Annotated in this window: 29 protein-coding genes; 10 read left to right on the forward strand and 19 right to left on the reverse strand. The window is 62.8% G+C overall.

The window, feature by feature from the left end:
* Positions 1–40 precede the first annotated feature (40 nt).
* Both K3178_RS05135 and K3178_RS05140 read left to right on the forward strand, forming a co-directional pair.
* On the forward strand, positions 41–856 hold the full coding sequence (locus tag K3178_RS05135; protein ID WP_221570275.1) for a hypothetical protein: 816 nt from the start codon (positions 41–43) through the stop codon (positions 854–856).
* A gap of 11 nt (positions 857–867) precedes the next feature.
* Entirely contained in the window at positions 868–1,389 is a 522-nt protein-coding gene (locus tag K3178_RS05140) for an AHH domain-containing protein (protein WP_221570276.1), read from the forward strand.
* On the opposite strand, the gene K3178_RS05145 is transcribed toward K3178_RS05140, so the two are convergent.
* Positions 1,386–2,354 carry an NAD(P)H-dependent flavin oxidoreductase gene (locus K3178_RS05145; protein ID WP_221570277.1) on the reverse strand — a complete coding sequence of 323 codons (969 nt, stop codon included), beginning with the start codon at positions 2,352–2,354 and terminating at the stop codon, positions 1,386–1,388. The two genes, K3178_RS05140 and K3178_RS05145, sit on opposite strands and share 4 nt — an antisense overlap.
* A gap of 80 nt (positions 2,355–2,434) precedes the next feature.
* A complete protein-coding gene (locus K3178_RS05150) occupies positions 2,435–3,496 on the reverse strand; it encodes an amidohydrolase family protein (RefSeq protein ID WP_221570278.1) in 1,062 nt (353 codons plus the stop codon).
* Between the two features lie 321 nt (positions 3,497–3,817).
* Here K3178_RS05150 and K3178_RS05155 point away from each other — a divergent pair, with 321 nt between their 5' ends.
* The gene (locus tag K3178_RS05155; protein WP_221570279.1) at positions 3,818–5,230 is read left to right on the forward strand and encodes a hypothetical protein; all 1,413 of its coding nucleotides are present in this window, start codon (positions 3,818–3,820) and stop codon (positions 5,228–5,230) included.
* Between the two features lie 4 nt (positions 5,231–5,234).
* Positions 5,235–5,774, forward strand: coding sequence for a hypothetical protein (locus tag K3178_RS05160; RefSeq protein ID WP_221570280.1), 540 nt, complete (start codon positions 5,235–5,237; stop codon positions 5,772–5,774).
* Positions 5,775–5,807: 33 nt separating this feature from the next.
* Here the strand turns inward: K3178_RS05160 and K3178_RS05165 are convergent, their stop codons facing one another.
* Entirely contained in the window at positions 5,808–6,983 is a 1,176-nt protein-coding gene (locus K3178_RS05165; protein WP_221570281.1) for a GGDEF domain-containing protein, read from the reverse strand.
* Positions 6,984–7,068: 85 nt separating this feature from the next.
* The gene (locus tag K3178_RS05170) at positions 7,069–7,884 is read right to left on the reverse strand and encodes a hypothetical protein (protein WP_221570282.1); all 816 of its coding nucleotides are present in this window, start codon (positions 7,882–7,884) and stop codon (positions 7,069–7,071) included.
* A gap of 216 nt (positions 7,885–8,100) precedes the next feature.
* Between K3178_RS05170 and K3178_RS05175 the strand changes: the two genes are divergently transcribed.
* Positions 8,101–8,940: a hypothetical protein gene (locus tag K3178_RS05175; RefSeq protein WP_221570283.1), complete on the forward strand. Its 840-nt coding sequence runs from the start codon at positions 8,101–8,103 to the stop codon at positions 8,938–8,940.
* Here the strand turns inward: K3178_RS05175 and leuA are convergent.
* The 8 genes from leuA to miaA all read right to left on the reverse strand — a co-directional run bounded on the left by leuA (position 8,937) and on the right by miaA (position 17,251).
* Positions 8,937–10,622, reverse strand: a complete 1,686-nt coding sequence (leuA, locus tag K3178_RS05180; protein WP_221570284.1) for a 2-isopropylmalate synthase — start codon at positions 10,620–10,622, stop codon at positions 8,937–8,939. The two genes, K3178_RS05175 and leuA, sit on opposite strands and share 4 nt — an antisense overlap.
* A 179-nt stretch (positions 10,623–10,801) precedes the next feature.
* Positions 10,802–11,950, reverse strand: a complete 1,149-nt coding sequence (locus K3178_RS05185; RefSeq protein ID WP_221570285.1) for an alpha-hydroxy acid oxidase — start codon at positions 11,948–11,950, stop codon at positions 10,802–10,804.
* Positions 11,947–12,552: a DUF6151 family protein gene (locus tag K3178_RS05190; protein ID WP_221570286.1), complete on the reverse strand. Its 606-nt coding sequence runs from the start codon at positions 12,550–12,552 to the stop codon at positions 11,947–11,949. Before K3178_RS05190 ends, K3178_RS05185 begins: the two co-directional genes overlap by 4 nt.
* Before the next feature lie 29 nt (positions 12,553–12,581).
* Positions 12,582–13,616: a ketol-acid reductoisomerase gene (gene ilvC, locus K3178_RS05195; protein WP_221570287.1), complete on the reverse strand. Its 1,035-nt coding sequence runs from the start codon at positions 13,614–13,616 to the stop codon at positions 12,582–12,584.
* Between the two features lie 28 nt (positions 13,617–13,644).
* On the reverse strand, positions 13,645–14,160 hold the full coding sequence (ilvN, locus tag K3178_RS05200) for an acetolactate synthase small subunit (RefSeq protein WP_221570288.1): 516 nt from the start codon (positions 14,158–14,160) through the stop codon (positions 13,645–13,647).
* Complete coding sequence (locus tag K3178_RS05205) at positions 14,157–14,456, reverse strand: hypothetical protein (protein ID WP_221570289.1); 300 nt, start codon at positions 14,454–14,456, stop codon at positions 14,157–14,159. Before K3178_RS05205 ends, ilvN begins: the two co-directional genes overlap by 4 nt.
* Positions 14,456–16,204, reverse strand: coding sequence for a biosynthetic-type acetolactate synthase large subunit (ilvB, locus tag K3178_RS05210; RefSeq protein ID WP_221570290.1), 1,749 nt, complete (start codon positions 16,202–16,204; stop codon positions 14,456–14,458). Before ilvB ends, K3178_RS05205 begins: the two co-directional genes overlap by 1 nt.
* A gap of 93 nt (positions 16,205–16,297) precedes the next feature.
* Positions 16,298–17,251, reverse strand: coding sequence for a tRNA (adenosine(37)-N6)-dimethylallyltransferase MiaA (gene miaA / locus K3178_RS05215; protein ID WP_221570291.1), 954 nt, complete (start codon positions 17,249–17,251; stop codon positions 16,298–16,300).
* On the opposite strand from miaA, the gene serB reads away from it, so the two are divergent.
* Positions 17,244–18,128, forward strand: a complete 885-nt coding sequence (gene serB / locus K3178_RS05220) for a phosphoserine phosphatase SerB (protein WP_221570292.1) — start codon at positions 17,244–17,246, stop codon at positions 18,126–18,128. The genes miaA and serB overlap by 8 nt on opposite strands.
* Positions 18,129–18,189: 61 nt before the next feature.
* A complete protein-coding gene (locus K3178_RS05225) occupies positions 18,190–19,023 on the forward strand; it encodes a Coq4 family protein (RefSeq protein ID WP_221570293.1) in 834 nt (277 codons plus the stop codon).
* Here the strand turns inward: K3178_RS05225 and K3178_RS05230 are convergent.
* The 7 genes from K3178_RS05230 to K3178_RS05260 are packed head-to-tail and all read right to left on the reverse strand — an operon-like array spanning position 19,020 to position 24,414.
* Entirely contained in the window at positions 19,020–19,598 is a 579-nt protein-coding gene (locus K3178_RS05230; RefSeq protein WP_221570294.1) for a hypothetical protein, read from the reverse strand. The genes K3178_RS05225 and K3178_RS05230 overlap by 4 nt on opposite strands.
* Before the next feature lie 22 nt (positions 19,599–19,620).
* Positions 19,621–20,292 (reverse strand): nitroreductase family protein, encoded by a 672-nt coding sequence (locus tag K3178_RS05235; RefSeq protein WP_345719844.1) that lies wholly within the window; start codon positions 20,290–20,292, stop codon positions 19,621–19,623.
* On the reverse strand, positions 20,289–20,699 hold the full coding sequence (locus K3178_RS05240; protein WP_221570296.1) for a DUF3052 family protein: 411 nt from the start codon (positions 20,697–20,699) through the stop codon (positions 20,289–20,291). Before K3178_RS05240 ends, K3178_RS05235 begins: the two co-directional genes overlap by 4 nt.
* A 1-nt stretch (position 20,700) precedes the next feature.
* A complete protein-coding gene (locus tag K3178_RS05245) occupies positions 20,701–21,027 on the reverse strand; it encodes a DUF6122 family protein (RefSeq protein WP_221570297.1) in 327 nt (108 codons plus the stop codon).
* Positions 21,028–21,038: 11 nt separating this feature from the next.
* Positions 21,039–23,273 carry a phosphoribosylformylglycinamidine synthase subunit PurL gene (gene purL, locus K3178_RS05250; protein WP_221570298.1) on the reverse strand — a complete coding sequence of 745 codons (2,235 nt, stop codon included), beginning with the start codon at positions 23,271–23,273 and terminating at the stop codon, positions 21,039–21,041.
* Between the two features lie 49 nt (positions 23,274–23,322).
* On the reverse strand, positions 23,323–24,003 hold the full coding sequence (locus K3178_RS05255) for a hypothetical protein (RefSeq protein ID WP_221570299.1): 681 nt from the start codon (positions 24,001–24,003) through the stop codon (positions 23,323–23,325).
* A gap of 15 nt (positions 24,004–24,018) precedes the next feature.
* The gene (locus tag K3178_RS05260) at positions 24,019–24,414 is read right to left on the reverse strand and encodes a DUF2177 family protein (RefSeq protein WP_221570300.1); all 396 of its coding nucleotides are present in this window, start codon (positions 24,412–24,414) and stop codon (positions 24,019–24,021) included.
* A 64-nt stretch (positions 24,415–24,478) separates the two neighbouring features.
* On the opposite strand from K3178_RS05260, the gene K3178_RS05265 reads away from it, so the two are divergent.
* Genes K3178_RS05265 through coaD form a run of 3 tightly spaced genes read left to right on the forward strand, consistent with a single transcriptional unit; the run spans position 24,479 to position 26,157 of the window.
* Complete coding sequence (locus tag K3178_RS05265; protein ID WP_221570301.1) at positions 24,479–24,733, forward strand: exodeoxyribonuclease VII small subunit; 255 nt, start codon at positions 24,479–24,481, stop codon at positions 24,731–24,733.
* A 21-nt stretch (positions 24,734–24,754) separates the two neighbouring features.
* Positions 24,755–25,645: a polyprenyl synthetase family protein gene (locus K3178_RS05270; protein WP_221570795.1), complete on the forward strand. Its 891-nt coding sequence runs from the start codon at positions 24,755–24,757 to the stop codon at positions 25,643–25,645.
* On the forward strand, positions 25,645–26,157 hold the full coding sequence (coaD, locus tag K3178_RS05275) for a pantetheine-phosphate adenylyltransferase (RefSeq protein WP_221570302.1): 513 nt from the start codon (positions 25,645–25,647) through the stop codon (positions 26,155–26,157). The genes K3178_RS05270 and coaD overlap by 1 nt, the downstream gene beginning before the upstream one ends.
* The last annotated feature ends 17 nt before the right edge of the window (positions 26,158–26,174 follow it).

Here is a 26,174-nt window from a genome sequence, read left to right on the forward strand (position 1 = left end):
CGCGCCATGCGGTCAAGGTTTGCGACAAGGGACTGTTTTCTTGGGGGGACTGGCAGGTTCGATGCCGCATGTTCGGGCTAATTCAAGCGAAAAGGGTAAGGTCGCGGCTGGCGTGTACCTGCTATTCTCGCCCGGCAAGAGGCCCGACAGGGACGCGGTCCTGTCTGCTATTCCCGACATGCCGCTCGCTTCGGTCAGCCATGATCCTGCAATTATCGATACCGGGTCCGAGAGCGGGGCTGCCCGCAAGGGGCGTTGGCTTGAGCTTTTGCTTTCGGGCATGACGTTCGACCTACTCGGCCTTGAACCGGGACCATCCATCGAAGTGCCCGAAATTGCCCACCGCGTGGGCTGTGATGCCGGTTTCGACCCGGAAGCAAGCGATGCGCTGGTCCTCCTTCCCGGACCGCACCTTGCAGACGGTGCGGACAGCTTGCCGATCGTGCGCGCCATGCTCGACCTTGCTTGCGGCCTCTCGCGCCGGCTGGACGAGGTTCAGACGGTCTGCTGGAGCCCCGCACGCGCGGCGGTAGCAATGCCGATGTTCTGTCAAAGCGTCGAGCAATGGCTGGGCGGCGGCGTGTTCCCGGCACTCGGACTTGCAGGCTTTGCGACCGACGGCGAGGAACGTCTGACGAGCGAGGGGCTGGCGCACTTCGTCGGACAGGAGATCGTGATCGGCCGGGATCTGTCGCGTGACCGCTTGTCCGCGACCAAGCTGGCTGCGCGGCTGATCCACGAGATCGTGGGGACTGGCAAGGTCGATGCTCCGCGCGAGTTCGTGTCCGACGAGGGGATTACACTGAGGCTGTCCCCTGCCGCAGACGGTACGACCATCGAGGTCTCGCGCATGTAGCTGCGGGTTGGATGGGGGGCGCAATCGGACATCAGGGGCGGGGGAGCCTATCCTTTCGCGCGGTCAACTGCCGCGGCCATGCCGGTTATGATCCGGGCCTCCAGCGCCACCACCTCCTGCCCCGCCAATTGCTTTCGACGCACTGCTTTGGCTCGTTGTTCGAGTGCGTCGGACAGAGCGCGGTCGGCTTCGATGACTTTCGCAGGAATGGTATCCTCCTGCCGGCGCGCGACGAAGCGGTGTGGCGGACGCTCCTGCCGCTCCACCGTGAGCCGCACCGCGATTACAATTCGATGGTGATCGATCGGGTGGGGCGGATCGAACGCGCATGGGCGCGGCGACGGATGCGCAATCCGGAGCTGGCGCGAGAGGATGCCCTCCTGCGGCTCGGCCTGTTGCAGAACGCGCTGCGCAAGCGCCTGCTCGACCAGTCGCGGCCGCTGTTGCTAAACCGCCGCGATCCGGTGGCTGCGAAGCCAGACTTCACCCTGCTCGACGCGATGGCCGAGGCGCTGTGGAGTGCAGCGGCCTAGGCGGTGGCCCGGTCCAGCGCTTCCTTTGCGGCGACATATTCGCTTTCCAGCCGCGCGACCATGTCTTCGACCGGGCCGACGCTCTTGACCGTGCCGATCCCCTGGCCCGAACCCCAGATGTCCTTCCACGCCTTGGCCTTGGTATTGCCGCCGCTGCCGAAGTTCATCTTGCTCGGATCGCTCGTGGGAAGATCGTCGGGATCGAGCCCCGCGTTCTCGATGCTCGAGCGCAGGTAGTTGCCGTGGACGCCGGTGAACAAGTTCGAATAGACGATCCCATCTGCGCTGCCCTCCACGATGCCCTGCTTGTAGCCATCGACCGCATTGGCCTCCTCGGTCGCGATCCAGGGCGAGCCGATATAGGCGAAGTCCGCCCCCAGCGCCTGCGCCGCAAGGATCGAGCGGCCGTGCGCAATCGAGCCCGAAAGCGCAACCAGCCCGTCGAACCATTCGCGAATTTCCTGCATCAGCGCGAAGGGGCTCAAGGTACCTGCATGGCCGCCGGCGCCCGCCGCAACCGGAATGAGGCCGTCCGCACCCTTTTCGATCGCCTTGCGGGCGAAGCGGTTGTTGATGACATCGTGCATGGTGATGCCGCCCCAGCCGCGGACCGCGTTGAAGATCTCCTCGCGCGCGCCGAGCGAAGTTATGACCAGCGGCACCTGCCATTTCGCGCAGGTTGCCATGTCCGCTTCAATCCGGTCGTTCGAACGGTGGACGATCTGGTTAACTGCGAAGGGGGCAGCGGGCCGGTCGGGATTGTCGCGATTGTGCGCGGCCAGTTCCTCGGTGATCTGGTGGAGCCATTCGTCGAGCTGGCTTTGGGGCCGGGCGTTCAAAGCCGGGAAGCTGCCGACGATGCCCGCCTTGCACTGCGCGATGACCAGTTCGGGCCCTGACACGATGAACAGCGGCGATCCGATTACGGGGATGCGCAGCTTGTCGAAGGGGGCGGGCAGGGTCATGCGGTCAGGCTCCTCGTCTTGTGTTGGCGCAGGGCGTATGGCGCTGCGGCGCACTTGTCCACGGTGACGTTACGTAAACGTCAAGCGTCCTCCAGCAGGTGCTCGATCCCGTAAACCCGTGCCGCAGTGCCCGCAAAGAGCGCACGCTTCTCGTCTTCGGAGTGGCCGCGCGCCAGCAGCTTGAAGGCATTCCACAACACATCGTAGCTCGCGCCCCAGCGATCGACCGGATAGTTCGATTCGAACATCGCCCGGTCCGCCCCGAAGGCCTCGATGCAGGTCTCGATATAGGGCCGCCACAGCCCCGCCAAATGCTCGGAGGAGTGCCCTTTCATCGGTCCGTCTTCGGGCAGGCCACAGAAGGCCATGGCGAGCCCGCCCAGCTTCACCTGTACATTGGGACATTCGGCAATCGCATGGATGGAACGCCGCCAGCGATCGAAGTTCTCGTGCAGCTTGCCCCGATAGCTGGCGATATTGAGCGGGGTTCCGCAATGGTCGAGCACGATGGTCTGGTCGGGGAAGGCGCGCGCGAGGTCGAGCAGGTCGCCCAGTTGCGGTTCGAGCAGCCAGGCATCGAAGGTCAGGTCATGCTCGGCATAGGAGGCAAAGCCCGCGCGGAAGGCATCGGAGGCGTAGAGGCCTTGCGGTGTGTGGAACGGAGGGCCGAGCACGTCGGGATCGGCATCCCATGCGGCTGCGTGGCGGATGCCGCGGAAACGCCCGTTGCCTGCTGCGATCAGCGCTTCGATCACCGGCTTCACCTTGTCGCCCAATGTCAGGTCGGCATGGCCCACAATGGCGGCGCAGGGGCGGTAATTGCCATAGAGCCCGCTCGCACCCTGTGCCGCAACGCCGTTCACGAACTCGACTTCGCCCACGCTTTTCAGCGCATCGCCGCGGCTTGCATCGTAGAATGCGCCGCATTCCATGAAGACGGTGCCGACCACATTGTGCCCGCCTTCCAATCCGCCGCGCGTATCCTGCTGGAGCTCGTCGAAGGTGTAATAGGCCGCGCCTGCAATCGCTTCGATGAAGTCATGCCGCGGTTCGGGGAATGCGGGGACGAGCGGGCGCAGGTCCCACAGGTGATGGTGCGGATCGATGATGGGCAGGTCGGGATCGATGATCGCTTCGCTCATGTCGCGGCTCCTCTAAAGGCCAGTCCTACAGGCTGGAACACTTGGAACACGGTCCAGGGCAAAAAGCAAAAGGGTTAGTCCGGGCAGCAGTTTTTGGCGGGGTTCGAGGGAGCGGGCGAGGTGCATCTGTCCACCATATCAGGGCCTGTGAAATTAGAAAAAGAGCTCGTGATGATGCTCCTCCGGCCCGCTCCGGCAGAATTCCGAATTGTTCCAAATCGCGGGAAGGGGGCGTTTAACTTTCCTTCGTAATCAGGCCGCGAGCCGACCGGCAAAGTGCTGGTTTCGTGCCGGAATTCCACCACCCGGAGGGTCATGATAATGAAAAAATTCGTCTCAGGCGCGGTAATCGCCTCGCTCCTCGCAACCACTGCTGCCTCTCCTGCCCAGGCGCAGGAGGATAACGTTCCCTTCAAGGTTGCCGGCAGTATCGCCAGCAGCATCGGCGGTGCGATCGCCGGTGAGGTGGTCAGCCTGATCTTCGGTTCGATCTTCGACACCGCGCAGCCAAATGCCGTTACCAAGGAGGAGATCGAGGCCATCGTTACCAAGGGGTTCGATGACGCGGCGGTGGCCGACATCCAGACAGCAGCCTACTCGCTGAACGACAAGTACAGGCTTTACAGCTGGCAAGACCCCTTCGCGACGACATCGGTCGGCATTCCCGAGCTGCTGAGTGCGGCCAGCGATGTCACTGGCGCGGCGCGCGGGCGGGTCAACGAACACGTGGCATCGGTTGCCATCCCGGCCTACGTAAGCGCGGAAACGCTCAAACTGTCGTTGCTTGCCGAAGCCACTCGCCTCGATAAGACGGACACCAGCGTCTATGAACGTGCATCCACCGATTATCTCGAACCGACGGTGGCCGTTCACAATCTCGCGTTCGAAGCGTTGACCGCATTGCGGTTCATGGAACAGTTCATCTCGACCGACTGGTCAGATCTCGACAATGCCAAGGACGGCTGCCTCTACAAGGATGCCGAGACACCCTGGATCGTTGACGGGAAGACGATGTGGAACAAATCAACCGAGGGCAGGGATGCCACAGTCGTCTTTTGTAAGATCTTCAATTACGGCGATCTCGTCTCGACGGAGCTCGATAGCAAGTGGATTGAGAACGGGATGTTCAATGGGGGTTACACACACAATATTTTCCCCAGCGAGCTGACCGAAGGCACCAAGATCGTCCATCAGTCGGTGAACAACAAATACCAGTTCGCCGTGCGTGTCGGAGACAATCTCAACCCCTACGTCCTGATGCAGGAAGATAATAAGGAATGGGCGCAGATCGTGCGCAACTTCCACACGCTGACCAAGAACACCGATACGCTCGGCAATCTGGAAGAGGTGATCCTCGGCTGGACCGACATCGTGATCGCCTATTCGGACAAGTTCGGTCCCAACGCCCCCGGCAATAGCGACAACGACGCATACGACGGCCGCGACATGGCGCTCGAAGCCTTGCAGATCGCGACCCGCCTGGGTGTCGATCAGGAAGTGTTGACCAAGCGGGCAATGGACGCGGACAACATGATCGTGCCCTACGGCAATTGGTACGAGAGCATGTCGTCCAGCACCTGGGGGAACCATGACAACAAAACTGGCAGCCTGCGGACCTACACGATCCTGACCCGCTCGACCGAGAACAGCCAGTGCAATAACCACCAGGTTGTGCACTATACGCTTGTACGCTGCGTAAAACCGCAGTGGACCTTCCCGAAATTCGTGAAGTAGGCCGATGACTTTCCGCATCATCAGCATGGCAGCCCTCTCGGTCACCCTCGGCGCCTGCGCCTCGGTGGCCGACGAGCCTGCGCCGCATGTCATCCCGATCGCAGCCGAGCATGTGATTTCGACCACCGCGTCGCTGTCCAACACGCTCGTGCTCGACCGGCAGACGCAGTTCGTCACCTGCACGGCGCCGCCGCCCGATGCCAGCTTCTCGCAAGGGGAGCAGGCCTCGGTCTCGGCCATCATCACGGGCAGCAACGACCAGGCGAACCTGGGCGAGGATTCGGAAGAGACAGGCCTTACCGGCCGTTCTCCCGCTCTCCTGCTGGCGCGCGAGATGTTCTTCCGCGCCTGCGAATTCAGCCGCAACTACCAGCTGTCGAAGGACGAGGCGCTCCAGGTCTATCTGAAGACCATGGACGCCACGACCAGCAGCTTTGCAGTCGAGAACGGCGGCAATGGCGGTTATTCGCAGGCAGAGCAGGTCGTCAATCCCGCGCCGCAGGAATTCGGTGCGGAAGACGGCGGGCAGGGCGGCCCCAACTGATCGCGTGAAACAGGGGCCGAGTCGGCATGCCGCTCAGGCGGCGTTCTCGACCCGGTTCCGACCGCGAGCCTTCGCCTTGTAGAGCGCATCGTCGGCGCGGCAGATGACGTCGTCGATCGTGCGGTCTTTCGTCCATGACGAGAGGCCGATCGAGCAGGTCGTACCTGTTTCCTTTATGCCGATCCTGTCGGCGATACCGGCAATCTGCTCGCGCAGGCTTTCGGTGGCATTGCGGGCTGTTTCCGTATCCGGTGTGTCGATGACCACTGCAAACTCTTCCCCGCCGAGGCGCACGGCGCAATGGTCGCCCTCGGGCAGGCCGGCCACGATGTGGTTGATCGCCTTGCTCACGTGTACGAGCACCTTGTCGCCCACGACATGACCGTGGCGGTCGTTGATCGACTTGAAATTGTCGAGGTCGAGCGAGAGGAGGTGGCGGTCCCGCTGGCCTTCTGCCTTGCGAGTGAATTCGAAGAAGGCGCGGCGGTTCAGAAGGCCCGTCAACGGGTCGCGGAATGCGAGGAATTCCGCGTGGGCGAGCGATTCGGCCAGCTCTTCGGATAACAAGCGGTTCTCCACCAGCGCGCGCGAGGTCTGCAACCGCTGGCTCGAAAGCGCATAGGCAAAGGCCATGAAGACCGCCGCCATGCAAATGACCGCGATGATCGAGGCGGACAGCATTTCCGCCGAATTCAGCCAGAGGACCAGCGAGAAACAGCCCACGAAGCCGGCGAGGAAGTGGCCGAACAGCCGCTGTGTGGGGGCAAGAATGGCTGTTATGAGACTCACACCGACCAGCGCGCCGCCGCCCAGCACCATGGTTGCGGGCACGAGGACCGGATCGGCCATGACCGTGGCGAGCAGGTAGCCCCAGCTCGCACCGCCCAAAAGCAAGGCGAAACCGACATAGGGCAGGGTCCAGCCATAGTCGGTTCCGGCATGTATCCTTCGGCCGAGTATCTCGGCGGCTAGTCCCGTATGTGTTGTTGCTGCCAGTCTTGCGACCAAGGGCAGAACGAAAATCTCGCCGTTCGGCAAGTGCGTTGCTGCCAAAACCATGGCGATCCACAGCAAGAGCTGTGCGGGCAGGTTCCGTCGTTCGACCTGGAGCACGCCCGAAAGAGTTTCGCGCAGCACCAGTGCCCCATGGTCGGGGCGATCGGTCACGACCAGGAAGCCCTGTTCGTCGACGACATTCGAAACTGGCATGCGACAGGCCTCCTCAACCAATCGACATCAAAACCAGCGACCTGTTTCTTTTATCGTGCGCCGTTATGGTGCGGTGGCGTTACCGCTAATCCTCTGCGGGGCGATGTCCGCCCTGCGAATCCAGCAACCGGCGGACCTGTTCCGGATCAATATCCTCATGCTCGGTATTGACCGACAGGAATATCTTCCCCTTCTTTATCTCCCTTTCGTAAAGAGTTGCTGAAACTCCGTCGACATCGTGGTCGGTCAGCATCTTGGCGATAGCGCCGCCGGTCGCACCGATTACGCTGCTCACGGCGGCCACCGGGCCGACTGCGGCGCTCGCCATGGCGCCCGCAACGGCTACCGGACCGATGCCGGGTATCATCAAGATGCCCACGCCCAACACGGCCCCTGCGACACCTGCCCCGGTGATTGCGCCAGCGACGCTCGCTGCGCTGTAACCCTTAGGAGGATTGTAACTTTCAGAAAGATATTCGCTGGCACGCCATACCATGGCGATTGCGTCGTCGGGAACGCCCTCTATTCCCAAAATCGTCACCGCACGGTTGGCGGCTTCAGGGTTGTCGAAGATCGCCGTGACGAGGTGTTGCTTCTCACGCGCCATTTCCTGCACGGCCTTGGCAAATGCAGTGGAGAAGCGCGCGCGCTCGCGCTCGCTGCGGAAGCTTGCCCTGAGACCGGCCGAATTATGCAGTTTTCGGACGCTGGGAGTGCGGACCTTCGCGAACAGCGTGCGGAGCAACATTTCCACGGTCGTGCGGCGCAGTTTCTGGTCGGTCCCGCGATTAATCCATTCGAGCGCGGTCGGCCGGGGATGCGCATCCTCCAGAAAATAGAGTGCAGGCAGTTCTGCCGCCTTCACGACATATGCGTGTGCAGGTGCCCCCGTATCGCCCATGCAGCAAGGTTAACCCAAGATGCTGAAAAAGCAAAAACCATTTGTTGAATGACCGGCCCGTTTGGTTCTTGCTGCTTGCTTTCGACCAGTTAAGGCGGCGGTGAGAATTTCGGATTGCCGTTATCTTTTTGGAAATCGCCCGAGAATATAGCCAGTTAAGACCGGAGGATTTGGGATCAGGCGATGTTACTTATTGGCGGAAGCGGACGGATTTTCTTGTCGCTCGTCCTCGCGCTGCTGTTCGGGATGCTTGCCTTGTGGGCGATTTCCGAAGCCGATGGCGGTTCGCTGAGGCTGGGCGGCTTCATGTTGCTGCTCGCCTCGCTGCACCGGGGAATTGTCTCATTCCGTCTGATGGACAGCGAAGTGCCGGTCATCCAGGCTTATTCAGAGGGCCTCCGGCTGCACCCGATGATTGCTTCCCGGCGTCAGATTGAATGGCCGGACGTCAAGAAAGTCTGGGTCCTCGACCTTTTCTTGCCACCCTATCTGCCCTTGCCGCTAAAATACCTCGTCATCCAGACGCGCTCGAGCGGCTTCTTCGACCAGCAAAGCCGGTTGCTTCCGACCAGCTTCTTCGGAACCTATTTTCTTCCCGCGCGGCTGTTTCACGGCGGGGGGAAGGCGGCCCGGCAATTCGAGCGGTTCGTGAAAATCCAGCTTGAAGCCGACCGCGAGGCGGCCCGGGGAGAGCTGCAAGAGAGCCCGTTCGACAGAAGCTTGCGATGGTCAATCCTCGAAAAGTCAATCCTGCCCATGCCCAAGGACGGCCCAGACGAAGAGGCGCTTGTCGAAGCCACGCAGCAGGCAATGATGCGCGAGGTCGGAGTGCATGAGGACATCATGGATGAAGATTGGGTGGCCGAGATCAAGAGCCAGCCTGCGGTCAGGAAACTGGAGGGGCTTGCCGGGGATTGGGCGCGCGAGATCGCTGCCGAGGAAGGCGCTGCAAAGCGCGAGGATCGGCGCAAGCCGGTGTTCGGCAAAGCACAGCCCACTCCGCCTGCGAATTCCAAGCGGAGCGCGATGCTGAACGGAAGGCCGGTCGAGCTTTAGGCAGCCGGAGAGACTGCCGAATTGGCGGCACTGAGCACTGCGCGCACGCTGGCAGTGGCGACGTCCTCGTCGATCCCGACGCCCCAGATGGTGCGCCCTTCGGGAGTGCGGCATTCGAGATAGGCCGCAGCCCGGCTGTCGCGGCCCGTCGTCAGCGCGTGCTCGGTATAATCGACGATTTCCAGCGTCAGCCCGAAGGCCTCCTCGATCGTGGTCAGGACCGACGAGATGAGGCCGTTTCCGCGGCCTGACACAGTCTGCTCCTGTCCTCTTACGGCGATGGTCCCGCTGAACAGGCGCGTGCCGTCGGTGGCGCGGCGTTCCTCGTAGTCGACCAGCTGGAAGTGCTTGTCCTCGGTCTGGACGTGATAGGCCCGTCTGAACGCGTCCCAGATATCGTCCGCGTTGAGCTCGCGGCCCAGTTTGTCGGCCATGCGCTGGACGTGCGGGCTGAAATCGGCCTGCATCTTCTTGGGCAGCTTGAGGCCCTGGCTCTGCTCGAGCACCCATGCGAAGCCGCCTTTGCCCGACTGCGAATTGACGCGGATGACCGCTTCGTAACTGCGCCCGAGATCGGCCGGGTCGATGGGCAGGTAGGGCACGCGCCAGTGCGGGTCATTCTGTACCTCGTGCGCGGCGAAGCCCTTCTTGATCGCGTCCTGGTGGCTGCCGGAAAAGGCCGTGTAGACGAGTTCCCCGCCATAGGGATGGCGCTGGTGAACGGGTAATTCGTTGCAATATTCGACCGTCTCGATCACGCGGTCGATGTCGGAGAAGTCGAGCTTCGGATCGACCCCTTGCGTGTACATATTGAGCGCCATGGTAACGAGGCAGCAATTGCCCGTGCGCTCGCCATTTCCGAACAGGCAGCCCTCGACGCGGTCCGCCCCTGCCATCAGCGCCAGTTCCGCCGCAGCGACGCCGGTGCCGCGGTCGTTATGGGTGTGTAGGCTGATGACTGCGCTCTCCCGGTTCGGCAGGTTGCGGATGAAGTACTCGACTTGGTCGGCGTAGATATTGGGCGTCGCCGCCTCGACCGTGGCAGGCAGGTTGAGGATGATCGGATGCTCGGGCGTGGGGGCGAGCACTTCCATTACCGCCTCGCAAACCTCGAGGCTGAAATCGAGTTCGGCGGTCGAGAAGGTCTCGGGCGAATACTGGAAATGCCAGTCGGTGCCAGGCTGCTTGCCTGCCTCGTCGCGCATGACCTTGGCGCCGTGCACTGCGATGTCGCGTACCTGGTCTTTCGTCATGCCGAAGACCACTTCGCGCCATGCGGGGCTGACTGCGTTGTACAGATGGACGATCGCCGCGCGCGCGCCGGAAAGGCTCGCGAAGCTGGTGCGGATCAGATCCTCGCGGCTCTGGGTGAGGACCTGCACGATCACGTCGTCTGGGATGCGGCCCGATTTCACCAGACCCGAGATGAAATCGAACTCGGTCGCGCCCGCGCTGGGGAATCCGACCTCTATTTCCTTCACACCCACTTCGACGAGCAGGTCGAAGAAGCGGTTCTTCTTGTGCGCATCCATCGGGTCGACAATCGCCTGGTTGCCATCGCGCAGGTCGGTGGAAAGCCAGCGGGGCGGGGTGGTGATAATGCGCGTGGGCCATTGCCGGTCGGGCAGGGGGACCTGCGGGAAAGGCGAATATTTGGCGCTCGGATCGCTGAGCATGGGCATTTCGGAAATACTCGTATCGGTTACTGCGGCTGGCGGGTCGTCCCTTGGGTGCGCGGCGCACCCTGATGGCACGCCAGTGTTAGCCCCAAGGGCTGGTAAGTCGCAGGATGTGTCCGAGACGGGTCATGCCATGCTGCATTGCGCAATATTGCCGCGATATCAAGGACCAGTTTGCGCAATTATCGCATTCTCAGCCGCTCCCGGTTCAATTGTTGCACCGATGTGACGCCCGTCAATCGCATGGCGCGCTCGATCTCTTCCTTGAGGATCTGGAGAGCTCGCTCGACACCGTCCTGGCCTGCTGCAGCCAGGGCATAGAGATAAAGCCGACCGCCCGATGCCGCTGTCGCGCCCATGGCGAGGCTCTTCAGAACATGCGTCCCGCGCCGCACTCCGCCATCGAGGATGATCTCGATCTCGCCGCCTACTTCGTCAACGATTTCCGAGAGCTGGTCAAACGGGGCGCGGCTGCCGTCGAGCTGCCTGCCTCCGTGATTGGAAATCCAGATAGCGTCGGCGCCGATCTCCACCGCGCGGCGCGCATCCCTGGCGCTCATCACACCCTTCAATGCAAAAGTGCCGCTCCAGTCCTGCCGGATTCGTGCGGCGGTATCCCAGTCCATGCCGGTGTCGAGCATGGTGTTGAAATATTCCTGGATGCTCACAGCCTTGCCGGTGCCTTCGCTGACGTAGCCATCGAGATTGGGCAGGCGGAATTTCGGGCCGAACACATAGTCCAGCGTCCATCGCGGCCGGGTGGCATAGCTCCACACCGAGGAAGTGGAGAAGCGGGGCGGCGTGGTGAAGCCCGATCGCAGGCAGCGTTCGCGCTTGCCCGAGACGATCGTATCCACGGTCAGCGCCAGCGCGTCGAAATCGGCGGCCTTGCAGCGCTCGATCATACTGGCGTTCAAACCCTTGTCCTTGTGGACGTAAAGCTGGAACAGCTTGGGCGCGCTCGTCAGCGCGGCGATTTCCTCGATAGAGTGCGTGGCGAGGCTGGAGATGCCGAACCATACGCCAAACTTTTCCGCCGCTTTCGCAACCGCCCGCTCGCCATCGCGGTGGAAGGCGCGCTGGAGGGCGGTGGGGCTGAGCATCAAAGGCAATTCGCTGCGGCAACCCATGATGGTGCAACTGGTGTCGATCGTGCCCACACCTGCCAGCACATCGGGCACGAGATCCACCTCGTCGAACGCGGCGGTATTGCGCGTCTTGGTGATCTCGTCGTCTGCCGCTCCGTCGATATAGTCGAACACCGGCCAGGGCAGGCGCGCCTTCGCCAGTTTTCGGAAGTCATCGATATTATGGCAGTCGGATAGCTTCACGTGCCCCCTGCTGCTTGACGTTCGGCAGGGGTGAGCCTGCGCGGTACGGCGATCGGTTCGAGAGTTTTCGAATCGAATAGAGGATTGCGGCGGCGATCGCCGGAGAAGAGGTCCTTTATCAACCGCTTGAAGAAGCGGCGCAGGAGCGCATTCATCGAGAGTGGTTTGAGCCCGCTGGTATCGCCGGGCGCATCATCGAGAAACAGGTGTCCGACCGGCTCGCCCAAAGCCGCGCGCCCTTCCGCATCGCAATTGGCGAGCAGGGTCGTCACATAAGGAAGCTTGCCCGTGGCGTAGGTGTTGAACATCGGCGTGTCGCAGCATGTCGCATACCAGCGCAGTGTAGGCTTGTCGGTCATGTGCAGCCCGGCGAGCCGGTCCTTTCCGCTGGCAATTTTCAGCCGCGCGCATCGCGATTGGTAAAGCGCGGTCCCGCCATGTTCGTCGAGAATGCGTTCGGCTGCGCCAAGGTGGCGGGGCACTGCCTGGCAGTCGCTGCAATGGCAGACGACGTAATCACCCTCGGCAGGCGTAGCCTGTTCGATGGTGCCGGTCACCGTGCCGCATTTGCACTGGAATTTTAGCGTGTTGGGTGCGCCCATGGTCTCTCCTCCATGGGCGCGACCCTAGCCTAGTTCTTGTCCTTGTCGACCAGCTTGTTGGCGCCGATCCACGGCATCATTGCGCGAAGCTGCGCGCCGGTTTTCTCGATCGGGTGCGCGGCAGCAGCCTTGCGGCTGGCTTTCAGTTCGGGCTGGCCGGCCTGGTTGTCGAGCACGAAGTCCTTCACGAAGCGGCCCGACTGGATGTCCTTGAGAACACGGCCCATTTCGGCCTTGGTCTCTTCGGTGATGATGCGCGGGCCGGTCTTGATGTCGCCGTATTCGGCGGTGTTCGAGATCGAGTAGCGCATGTTGGCGATACCGCCTTCATAGAGCAGGTCGACGATGAGCTTGGTCTCGTGAAGGCACTCGAAATAGGCCATTTCGGGCGCGTATCCGGCTTCGACCAGCGTTTCGAAACCGGCCTGGATGAGGTGGGTGATCCCGCCGCAGAGCACCGCCTGCTCGCCGAAGAGGTCGGTTTCGCACTCTTCCTTGAAATCGGTCTCGATGATGCCCGAACGGCCCCCGCCGACCGCGCTGGCGTAAGAAAGGGCGAGCTGCTTGGCGAAGCCGTTGCCGCCCGACTGGTTGCTCTCCTGGTGGACCGCGATGAGGCAGGGCACGCCGCCGCCCTTGATGTATTCGCCGCGCACCGTGTGGCCGGGCCCCTTGGGTGCAATCATGATAACGTCGACATCGGCAGGCGGGTCGATCAGGCCGAAGTGGATGTTGAGGCCGTGCGCGAAGGCGAGAGCAGTGCCCGGGCGCATCTTGCCCGCGACTTCGTTCGCATAGATCGAAGCCTGATGCTCGTCAGGTGCGAGGATCATGAGGACGTCCGCCCATTCGGCGGCCTCCGACACTGTCTTCACGGTAAAGCCTGCGCCTTCCGCCTTTTTCGCCGTGGCCGAGCCATCGCGCAGCGCGATGACGACCTCGCCAACCCCGCTGTCGCGCAGGTTCTGGGCGTGGGCGTGGCCCTGGCTGCCATAGCCGACGATGGCGACCTTCTTGTCCTTAATCAGCTGCTGGTCGCAATCGGCATCGTAATAGACTTGCATTGGATTCCTCGTTTTTACTCTGCGGCCACTACTCGGCAGTCGGTCCGCGCATCATTCCCACGATCCCAGAGCGGCCGACCTCGACGAGGCCGAGTTCGCGCATCAGGGCGATGAAACTGTCCACTTTGTCGGGCGAGCCGGTCAGCTCGAACACGAAGCTCTGGGTGGTGGTGTCGACGACATTGGCGCGGAACAGCTCGGCGATGCGCAGCGCCTCGACGCGTGCGTCTCCCTTGCCCGCCACTTTCACCAGCGCCAGCTCGCGCTCGACATGCGCGCCGCTTTCGGTGAGGTCGATCACGCGGTGAACCGGCACCAGCCGTTCGAGCTGGGCGCGAATTTGGTCGATGACCGGTTCCGGCCCCTTGGTCACGATGGTGATGCGGCTGATCGCGTGGTCTTCGGAAATGTCGGCCACGGTAAGGCTGTCGATATTGTAGCCGCGCGCAGTGAAGAGGCCGGATATCTTCGCAAGGATACCCGCCTCGTTGTCGACGATTACGTTGAGCACGTGCCGCTCGGAGGATTGCTCGGCGATTTTCATTCGCCACGGTCCTGCCATACCGGCGCGAACATGCGGCCCGCGCCGTCATATTCGCCAATGAATTGGCGGCCACGGCGCACTGCTTCGAAATTCTCGGTCTGGCGGCTGAGGTCGAGTCCTTCGTCGATGAGGAGCCAGCTGCCGTCTTCCTGCGCCTGCGCCACATCCACGCCGAGGAAGCGCTGTCCGGTCTCCTCGATCCAGTCGAGCAACTGTTCGGCGTTCTCGCGGGTGTACCAGTTGCGGCGCTGGGCCTTGGCGGCGAGCGCCGCTGGGAGTTCCTTGGAGATAACCATCACACCAGTGCCTTTGCTTCGTCGTCCATCGTGCCGCCGACCTGGTCGCCGTAGAGCAGCATGTCGGTATGCGCCGCGCCGCTGGGGATCATCGGAAAGCAATTGGCTTCCTTCGCCACCTGGCAATCGACGATCACCGGGCCATCATGCGCGAGCATCGCTTCGATACCGGCGTCGAGCTGGCTTTCGTCCTCGATGCGGATGCCTTTCCAGCCATAGGCTTCGGCCAGCTTCACGAAATCTGGCAGGCTGTCGGAATAGCTGTTCGAATAGCGGCTTTCATAGGTCAGTTCCTGCCACTGGCGGACCATACCCATGTACTCGTTGTTGAGAATGAAGATCTTCACCGGCAGGCGGAACTGACTGGCGGTGCCCAGCTCCTGGATGTTCATCTGGATGCTCGCCTCGCCCGCAATGTCGATCACCAGGCTATCCGGATTGCCCAGTTGCGCGCCGATGGCTGCGGGCAGGCCGTAACCCATCGTGCCGAGACCGCCGCTGGTGAGCCACTTGTTCGGGCCCATGAAGCCGAAATACTGCGCCGCCCACATCTGGTGCTGGCCGACTTCGGTGGTGATGATCGGGTCGCGGTCCTTGGTCAGCGCGAAGAGACGTTCGATGCTCTTCTGCGGCATGATTGCATCCTTGCGCTCCGGATAGGCGAGGCAGTCGCGTGCCTTCCAGCCGAGGATGCGGGCCTTCCATTCGGAAAGGTCGCGCGGCTTGCGATTGCCGAGGCCCTCGATCAGCTGTTCGAGGACATGTCCGCAATCGCCCACGATGCCGAGATCGACGGGCACGATCTTGTTGATCTGCGCGCGGTCGATATCGATATGGATCTTCTTGGCTTCGGGCGCGAAGGCATCGAGGCGGCCGGTCACGCGGTCGTCGAAACGCGCGCCGATCGCGACGATCAGGTCCGCGCGGTTCATCGCCATGTTGGCTTCGTAAGTGCCATGCATGCCGAGCATGCCGAGCCAGTCGGGATGGTCGGCGGGAAATGCGCCCAGACCCATCAGTGTGCTGGTGAGCGGCGCGCCGGTGGTGTGTTGGAGCTTGCGCAACAGCTCGGACGCGCGCGGTCCGGCATTGATGACGCCCCCCCCGGTGTAGAGAACCGGACGCTCCGCATTGGCGAGCATCTCCACCGCCTCGGCAATCTCGTCCGCCGCGCCGACCATGCGCGGCTGGTAGCGATGCGAGGGAAGCGGGGCTTCGTCCTGCTCGTCCCACGAGGCGAGCGCGATCTGCACGTCCTTGGGGATGTCGACCACCACCGGACCCGGCCGACCCGTGGTCGCGATGCGAAAGGCTTCCTCGATCGTGGCGCGCAGCCGCTCGGGGTCCTTCACGAGGTAATTGTGCTTGGTGCAATGGCGCGTGAGGCCGACCGTGTCTGCTTCCTGGAAGGCATCGGTCCCGATCAGCGCGGTCGGCACCTGGCCGGTGATCACCACCATCGGGATCGAATCCATGTAGGCATCGGCAATGCCGGTCACCGCATTGGTCGCACCCGGGCCGCTGGTAACCAGCACCACACCGGGCTTTCCGGTGGAGCGCGCATAGCCTTCCGCCGCGTGCGCCGCGCCTGCTTCATGGCGCACGAGGATGTGGCGGATATCGCTGTCTGCAAAGAGTTCGTCATAGATCGGCAACACCGCGCCGCCGGGGTAGCCGAAGACGAATTCGACTCCCTGCCGCTTGAGGCATTCGATCAATATGGCAGCTCCGCTGCGCTCTTCGGACACTTTTTCCTCCGTATTTAGACACATATCGGCCCGGCGCTGGGGTCGTAGCGCCGGGCCGACAGAGCCTCCGTATGGGAAACGAAAGGTGTTCTGTCAACCTGACTTGCGCAACAATGATACAAAAATATCGTATTCATCGATAGTTTTGTTATCATCGCGCGGCCACGATTCCGGCGGCTGGTGCCTGAACCACGTGTATTGCCGCTTGGCGTACTGGCGTGTGGCGCGCTGGCCAGCGACGATACATTCATCGCGCGATAGCTCGCCTTGGAGGAGGCCGGCGATCTCGGGCACACCGATCGCGCGCATCACGGGCAGGGCGGGATCGAGATTGCGCGCAAGGAGCGCCTCGACCTCGTCGATTGCGCCGCCCTCGAGCATCATCGTGAAGCGCCGGTCACAGCGTTCGTAGAGCCATTCGCGTTCGGGTAGGAGGAGTAGCGGGTAGAGCGAAACCTCGTCGCCTATCCCGCCGCTCTTGTCCGCCTGCCATTCCCTGAGCGTGCGCCCGGTCGACCGGACCACTTCGAGTGCGCGGGTAGTACGCGAGGCATCGGCGGGGGCTAGGCGGCTGGCGGCTTCCGGATCTTCCGCTTCCAGTGCGGCGCGCGCCTCTGCCTGCGAGAGCGCGCGGACAGTTTCACGCACCACCGGATCGATTTCGGGGACAGGCGCGATGCCTTCGAGCAGCGTGCGCATGTAAAGCCCGGTCCCGCCGCACAGGATCGGCACGGCACCTTCCCGATGCAGGGCTGCGATCTCGCGCTTGGCGGCACTCGCCCAATCGGCGGCGGAACACGCCGTCGCGCCATCCCACGCACCGAAGAGGCGGTGTTCTATCCCGCCCATCTCCTCTTCGCTCGGCCGGGCGGAGAGGACGCGCAAATCGGCATAGACCTGCGCGCTGTCGGCATTGAGCACTACCGCGCGCTTGCCCTGCACTTCTAGCCGTTGTCCCAGCTTCACCGCCAAATCGCTCTTGCCGCTGGCGGTCGGCCCTGCGATGAGCGCAAGCGGTGGCAAATCAGGGGAATTATCGATGCTCATCGCCCGGCTGATAGCAGAGGCGTCAGGTCTGGAAACCCGCCTCGATGCGGCAAGCAAGGAGCTGGAAGCGGCGGGGATGCCGGTCGCGATGGCGGGTATGCTCGATTTCTGCGGCGACGTGCTGCAGGTCTCGCTCCCGCATGGCGAAGCGGGGCAGGTGGCGAGCGTCCTCACCGATCACTTCGGCGATAGCGATCTCCTGGTCGCCGACCACGATATCGAAATTCCGCGCCTTTTCGTCTCGGACATGGATTCCACCATGATCGGGCAGGAATGCATAGACGAGCTCGCCGACTTCGCCGGGATCAAGGACAAGGTCGCCGACATTACCGAGCGCGCCATGCGCGGTGAACTCGAGTTCGAAAGCGCGCTGCGCGAACGCGTCGGTCTGCTTGAAGGGCTGGGCGAGCGGGCGATCGACAATTGTCTCGCCGAACGGATTGCCCCTGTCCCGGGTGCGCGGACGCTGGTGCAGACGCTGAAGAGCAAGGGCTGCCGGACGGTTCTCGTGACCGGCGGCTTCCATCACTTTGCCGACCGCGTGGCCGAACAGCTGGGTTTCGAGCGGGTGGTGGGCAACCGCCTCGCGGTGGCGCAGGGCAAGCTGACGGGCAAACTTGCCGGCCCGGTAAGCGATGCCTCGACCAAGCTGGCGACGCTCGAAGAAGAGCGTGACAGGCTGGGCGAGGGCGCACGCGTTCTCGCCACCGGCGACGGTGCCAACGACATCCCGATGATCGAGGCGGCGGACTATGGCATCGCCTACCGCGCCAAGCCCAAGGCGCGCGATGCGGCGAACGGGCGGATCGTCAGCGAGGACCTGACCGCCGTGCTCAAATTGCTCGGGATTCCGGAGAGCGAGTGGGTGCTAGGGTGAAATAGGTTTCAATTCTGGAACTGAAACGGTATATTGACATTCCTGTCAGTAGAGCCGCCCGATGAACACGCAAGCCAGGCACAGTTCCGATATCGAATGCGCCAGCGACGGCACGCTGCTGCGCGACCCGCGCCGGCCCGAACCGAAATACTCACTGCCGAAGGCCTTCCACCACTTCCGCGAGTTGCTAAAGGACAAGGAAGACACCGCGCACGTCTTCCGCATTTTCGAGGCGCTGCCGAGCAAGACTTTCATGCCGCGCGTCCGTGCATTGACGCTGAGCGAGCAGGGCGAACAGCTGCGCGCAGAGGAACCCTACCTCCCGCCAATCCTCGATAATCACGAGGCGCTGCGAAGGCTGCCGAAGGGGACCGTCGCGCAAGCCTATTGCGATTTCATGGAGACCGAGGGTCTCTCGGCAGCCGGTCTGGTTGCCGAAGCTGAAAAGCTCGGCAATCCCAAATACGGTGACCTTGTCGAATGGTTCGGCTTCCGCCAGCGCGACACGCACGATTTGATGCATGTCCTCACCGGATACGGGCGCGATGGGCTGGGCGAACAATGCGTGTTGCTCTTCACTCACGGCCAGAGCCCGAGCCACGGGCACCTGCTGATCGGTTATGCAGGTGCGGTCCAGATCAAGAAGACGGTCAAGAGCAATGCGCCCGTGTTCAAGGCCTGCCGTCAGGCACACAAGACGGGTGTCGCCTGTCCCTCGCTCGTCGGCATGTCGATCCGCGAATTGCTGGCGATGGACCTCGATGAGGCGCGGGCGAAATTCAACATTCCCGATCCGCACTGGTACAAGGAATGCCACCGCATCTGGCGAAGCGAAGGGATCGATCCCTACGACCTGCTCGCACCGAGGCGGGCGCCCGAGGCCGTGGCGGCCTAACGCACCTTTCGGGATTTCACGAAGGCTGCGATCCTGATTGCCAACGCGATCAGTGCGAGCCCCCCGAAGACGATACCGATATGTTCGCGGCCCGGCTGTCCCAGTCGGGCCAGATAGGCCGCAGCGAAGCCGAACCAGATCGCCTGCATCCCTGCCCAGTGTAGTCGCTTCCACCATTTCCCAAGGATCCGGTAGGCCGCCGTCGATGACGTGAGAGCCATGAGCGCGATAATCAGGTAGATCAGACCGCCCCCTGCCAGCCCCGTGAAAGTCGCATCGCCCTTGATGAGGAGCACGCGCAGAAGGGCATAGAAGTGCACGGTATGCGCCATTGCAAAGGAAAGACCCCAATGGCGGCGGTTGCGCAGGAGCGTCCGGGTGATGTGCGTAGGTTTCAGCGCAACCAGCGGGCGCGCGAGATAGGCGAACAGGAAGATCGAGAACGAGACCCGCGCCGTATACCGCGAGGCGAGATTCCAGCTTTCGAAAGCGCCGTCAGCGCCTTCCGCCAGCCCAGCGAAAAGCGCAGCAAACGAAAACACGATTGCAACGATGTACGGCAGGCGCTGAGCCATCGGTCTCCCCCCACGGGATGGCTTATAGCCAGCTGGAGATTTGCTCCAGTGGCTTCTTCTTCAGGGCGTGGGCCGGGACTGTGGCGCCCTTTGCCGGGTGTCCGACCACGACCACCATCAGTGGCTTCTCGACATCGGGGCGCCCGCAGATCTCACGCGGGAAGCCCATGGGCGAGGGCGTATGGGTGAGGGTCGCAAGCCCCGCTTCGTGCAGCGTGGCGATCAGCATGCCGCAGGCTATGCCAACGCTTTCGTTTACATAATAGTTCTGCGTCTTGCCGTCTTCCTCGATCCCGCCCTTGCGCTGGGCGAAGACGACGATCAGCCAGGGCGCGGTTTCGAGGAAGGGCTTGTCCTCGTCGGTGCCGAGCGGGGCGAGGGCGTCGAGCCATTCCTCGCTCGCCTTGCCGGTGTAGAAATTGCGCTCTTCCTCTTCGGCTGCCTCGCGAATGGCGCGCTTCATTTCGGGCGAGGAGACGACGGCGAAATGCCAGGGCTGGTGGTTTGCACCATTGGGCGCGGTCCCGGCGGCCTCGATGGCGGCCTCGATGATTTCGCGCGGCACGGGTTCGTCGGAGAAATAGCGGCAGGTCCGGCGCTGTTTCATCCGGTCCCGCATGGCTTCGGCGCGGCTGACCGCTTCCGCATCATCCAGCCGGGGGAGAGAATAGGGGACGCTCTCATGCTCTTTCACGCTCTCAATTCCTTGCGTATCGCGAACTTCAGGCCCGACCAGACCTCGTCCACCGCACATTTCTTGGTGTCTACGAAGCCGATCGCCAGCCCCGCTTCGCGCACGTCATGTTCGCCCACCTCGGTGTCTATGCCCGAGGCTTGTTTGGGCCAGCTAACCCAAACATGTCCGTCCTGCGCGATATTTTCGCGCAGGACCGCGAGCTTATCGGTCAACGCCGCGCGTTCGGTCACGAAAATATGCGCGGCATCAGGTGCATCTTCGGGTCCATCGACGAAGGTCAGCTCGAGCGCATATTCGTCGATCTCGTCGATGACGTTTTCGGGCATGCCGTCGAACCACACGCGCTGCCCGTCGCGCAGCGAGAGTTTCTTGGCGAGCGGGGTTCCGGAATAGCCTGCGGTCATGTCACCACCCTTGCATCAGGCAGTCGCCATAGTCGACCGCAAGATGCCACAGCGCGCCAAGTCCGAAGGCGCGGCTCCACCAGCGCGGGACGGCGAGCATGGCGAGATAGGCGGCGGCCGCGATCCAGCCGTGCAAGGGATGGAACCCGATGCTGCAGCGGGCCGGGTCGAAGATGGGCTCGGCCAGAAGGTGGTCGAGGTCGATGAGGTTCGCCGCCAGCATGACCGCTGCAAAACGAAGCCATTGCCTACCAGCAACCAGCCGCGAGATCAGAAAGGGCGCGAGCCAGTGCCCGCCGTAGTGCAGAAGAAGCTGGAGCGCAGCCAAGCGCGTCTACCTCAGCTCTCCATCCACTCGTCAAAGAAGCTGCGGTGTGCGGCGCGCATTTCGTCGACCGACTTGCCGAACAGCGTACTGCCGCCGGTCTTGCCGATGCGGCGGAAGCCGATCGAGGCGGTTTCGTCGTTCTCAGTGCCCTTGGCGAGTGCCTGGTTGAGCGCCTCGGTGTCAGGGACAGTGACCACGTAGCGGCCCTGGTCCTCGCCGAACCACCATGCGGCCTTGGAATATTCCTCGTTCCACTCGACCTCGGCACCGATGCCGCCCGCCATTGCCATCTCGGCAAGAGCGATGGCGAGGCCGCCGTCGGATACGTCGTGGACCGCGCTCACCAGACCGTCGGCGATGAGCTGGAGCACGATTTTGCCCGCATTTTTCTCAACCGTTAGGTCGGTCGGCGGGGTGCGGCCTTCGTCGCGGCCGTGGATTTCCGACAGCCACAGCGACTTGCCGAGATGCGAACGCTCGGGATCGACGGTCGCCCATTCCTCGGCGTGGATGAGGTAGATCGCCTCGCCCTCGGCCTTGAACGGCATGGTCATCATGTGCTCGTAATCGTCGATCAGGCCGACGCCGCCGATGGCAGGCGTGGGGAGGATGGCCGAGCCGCCACCGGTCGCCTTGCTCTCGTTGTAGAGGCTGACGTTGCCGCTCACGATCGGGAAGTCGAGCACGCGGCAGGCACGGCCCATGCCTTCCAGCGCGTGGACGAACTGGCTCATGATTTCGGGACGCTGCGGGTTGGCGAAGTTGAGGCAATTGGTCACCGCCAGCGGACGCGCGCCCACCGCGCAGAGGTTGCGATAGGCTTCCGCAATCGCCTGCTTGCCGCCTTCATACGGATCGGCATGGACATAGCGCGGCGTGCAGTCGGTGCTGATCGCCAGGGCCTTCTTCGTGCCGTGCACGCGGACCACGCCCGCATCGCCGCCGGTCTGGAGCGTGTCAGCGCCGACTTGGCTGTCGTATTGCTCCGAAATCCACTTGCGCGAGGAAAGGTTGGGCGAGGCGAGCAGCTTCATCAGATCGCCGCCGATATCGTCGGTATCGGGTCGCTCGGTCATCGGCTTGATGCCCGCCCATGCGGTGTATTCGTCCTTCGAAAGGTAAGGGCGGTCATACTCGGGCGCATCGGCAGCAAGCGGGCCGAGCGGGATGTCGCATACGACTTCGCCGCCGAATTCGAGCACCATGTGCTGCGTATCGGTGACTTCGCCGATGACTGCGAAATCGAGTTCCCACTTCTCGAAGATGGCCGCCGCCATCGCTTCCTTGCCGGGCTTGAGCACCATGAGCATGCGCTCCTGACTCTCGCTCAGCATCATTTCATAGGGCGTCATGCCCTCTTCGCGGCAGGGCACCTTGTCCATGTCGAGGCGGATACCCGCCTTGCCGTTGGTCGCCATTTCGACGCTGGAAGAAGTGAGGCCCGCCGCGCCCATGTCCTGAATCGCGACGATGGCATCGGTCGCCATCAGCTCGAGGCAGGCTTCGATGAGCAGCTTTTCGGTGAAGGGGTCGCCCACCTGCACCGTGGGGCGCTTGGCGTCGGCATCTTCCTCGAAATCGGCGCTGGCCATGGTCGCGCCGTGGATCCCGTCGCGCCCGGTCTTCGAGCCGACATAGACGATCGGATTGCCGACGCCGGTCGCCGCCGAATAGAAGATCTTGTCGGCATCGGCGACGCCAACGGTCATCGCATTGACGAGAATATTGCCGTCATAGGCCGGGTTGAAATTGGTTTCGCCGCAGACGGTCGGCACACCGACGCAATTGCCATAGCCGCCGATGCCCGCGACGACGCCCTGCACGAGGTGCTTCATTTTCGGATGGTCGGGCCGCCCGAAACGCAGAGCATTGGCATTCGCCACCGGACGCGCGCCCATGGTGAAAACATCGCGTAGGATGCCGCCGACACCGGTTGCCGCGCCCTGGTAGGGTTCGATGTAGCTCGGGTGGTTGTGGCTCTCCATCTTGAAGATCGCCGCCTGCCCGTCGCCGATATCGATGACGCCCGCATTCTCGCCCGGGCCGCAGATTACCCACGGCGCCTCGGTCGGGAGCTTCTTGAGGTGGAGGCGCGAGGACTTGTACGAGCAGTGCTCGCTCCACATCACCGAAAAGATGCCCAGTTCCACCAGGTTGGGCTCGCGGCCCAGCGCGTGGAGGACGCGCTCGTATTCTTCTTCGGAAAGGCCGTGCTGGGCAACGATTTCGGGGGTAATTTCGCTCATGGCCCGCGCCCTTAAAGGGGCAGGGCGATGGGCGCAATATGCGAGGGCCTCAGATCGGCTTGCTGGCCACACCTAAACCCACTTCGTTGCGATGCCAGCGCGTCGAGCCGACCCAGAACGCAAGGCCGGTCATGACCGCATAGGCAAACAGGGCGAGGAGATACATGCCGAGCCCCGCTTCCTCCGGCGGAGGACCGAACCAGTCGATCGCCTGGAACAGCAGCATTACCCCGATCAGAACCAGCGGAGGGGCCACCGGGCCCTTGGTCCGAGACACGTAGAACCAAAATGCCAGAAGTACGAGGCCAATTTCGAGCGGCATCGCGATCGCAGGGTAATTCCAGAGGCCGAAGCCGAGCTTCTCCTCCCCGCCGGAAATGGTCAGGTCGGGACGATGCACAAGCAGGTCGAGGAGCCAGTGGCTCATAACGACGATCGCGGCCCAGGTCGCTGCGACCATGTTTTTCGTCAGCAGGGCTATCAGCACAGCGAATCCCACAGCCCAAGCCGCGCTTCCCACAAGGGAATGGGTGTAGGGCATATGATAGAGGTCCATCGGGTTCATGGCTGTGATCCCGGGCACGATGCGCAAATGCTCCATGCCGAAGATTGCGAAAGTGAAGAAAGCCCAGTCGACGAGCTGGGCCGCGACGAAAAGCGTGCCGAGCTTGGGAGCCTCCTCGGTGAAACCGCGCGCGATAAAAGCCGGGGCGAAATGGCCAATAAACATGTGCTGACTATTCCCTCAGGCGAATTTGCTGGCAGCAAACGTGGCGATGGTCGCGGCAATAGCCGTGGCAAACGCTCCCCAACAGATATCGGCGATGGTCACGGTGGTGGACCACTGACGCATCGTTGCCTGGTTCGTGAGGTCATAGGTCGCGTAGCAGATTGCGCCCAGCAAGGCCCCGTTTAGTGCCGCCGCGCCGAGCCCGCCCGCAAGACCGGGCCTCACGGCAAACCACACGATGGCGGCGATGTAGGCGGTGTAAAACACGAGGGCCGGGGCCATGCGGAAGCTATCGGCAAGAATATCTCCCAGCCTAGGCCGGTAGAAATTCGGACCTGCCCAGCCGAGCCACAACGCATCCAGTGCGCCGAAGGCCACGGCGGCCGCGATGAAGGCGACAATCCACGTCATATCAGCTCCCCGTCTTTTGCACCTTCTTGACCGCACGCCCGCGTCCCGTCAATGCTCGCCCGCGATGACAGAGGGTCAAGACAAACCGATTGCGGACATGAGCTTCGAAGAAGCCTTGCGCGCGCTGGAAATCACCGTGCGCAGCCTCGAAAGTGGCGAAGTGCCGCTCGACGAGAGCATTGCGCTTTACGAGCGCGGCGAGGAGCTGCGCAAGGCGTGCCAGAAGCGGCTCGATGCGGCGCAGGCGAAGATCGATAAGATCGTTTCCGACAGCGAAGGCCGCCTCACCGGCACCGTTCCCTTCGACGCGGATAGCTGAGGCGTGAACGCTGTGACCGCCATGCCCGACCTGCTCGCCGAAGCCTTCGAAGAGGTCCAGCGCGATGTCGACGCGGCTTTCGACGCATTCCTGCCCGTCCCCGAAGACACGCGGGCGCGTCTGGTCGAGGCGATGCGCTATGCAGCGATCGGCGGTGGCAAACGGGTGCGTCCGCTCCTTGTCTGCGCGACGGCGAGGCTGTTCGGTGTCGACCGCGACGCGGCCGTTTCGGCAGGCTGCGCGGTCGAGGCGATCCACGCCTACTCGCTGATCCACGACGATCTGCCCTGCATGGACGATGACGATTTGCGCCATGGCAAGCCGACGCTGCACAAGGTCTATGACGAGGCGACCGCGGTGCTTGCAGGCGACTGCCTCCATGCGCTTGCTTTCGACATCCTCACCATGCCCGGCACCAGCAGCGATCCCTTTGTCAGGTCCGAACTGGTAGCGACGCTCGCCAAAGCCAGCGGCCATGATGGAATGGCGGGCGGGCAGATGATGGACATCGTCTCGGACGAGCAGGAATACGACCTGCGGCAGGTCACAAGGCTGCAGCAGCTGAAAACCGGCGCCCTTCTCGCCGCCAGTGTCGAGATGGGCGCCATCCTCGGCAAGGTGGCACCCGAAGGCCGTGCTCACCTGCGCGCATATGCCCGCGATATCGGTCTCGCCTTCCAGATCGCCGACGACTTGCTCGACGTTGAGGGTGACGAGGAAAAGGCCGGCAAGGCGCTGCGCAAGGACGAGGGGCAGGGCAAGCAGACCTTCGTCACCCTGATGGGCCGCGACGCCGCCCGCGCGCAGGCGGAAATGCTGGTCGAACAGGCCGGACAGCATCTGGCGGGCTATGGCGAAGAAGCCCGCGTGCTGGTCGACTTGGCGCGCTTCGTGGTGAAGAGGGACCACTGATGGCAGAACGTATCGGTATCTATCCGGGCACTTTCGACCCTATCACGCTTGGCCATGCGGACATCATCCGGCGCGGCAGCAAGCTGGTCGACAAGCTGATCATCGGGGTCACGACCAATCCGTCGAAGAATCCCATGTTTTCGACCGAAGAACGCTTCGCCATGGTCGAGCGCGAGATTGCCGGCATGGGCCTCGACAATGTGGTGGTCGAAGGGTTCAACGCGCTGCTGGTGAAATTCGCGCAGAAAATGGGCGCCAGCGTCCTCATCCGCGGCCTGCGTGCGGTCGCCGATTTCGAGTACGAGTATCAGATGGCGGGCATGAACCAGCAGCTGGACGACGATATCGAGACCGTGTTCCTTATGGCGGATGTCTCGCTCCAGCCGATCGCTTCGAAACTGGTCAAGGAAATCGCGCTGTTCGGAGGCGACATCACGCCCTTCGTTAGCGATCCCGTTTGCGAGGATGTGATTGCCCGCGTGAAGGAGCAGGGCCAGCTCGGGGATTACTGAGCAAAGCCTCGAAACCA

It is taken from the genome of Qipengyuania sphaerica (assembly GCF_019711595.1).
In the GTDB taxonomy this organism is placed as follows: domain Bacteria; phylum Pseudomonadota; class Alphaproteobacteria; order Sphingomonadales; family Sphingomonadaceae; genus Qipengyuania; species Qipengyuania sphaerica.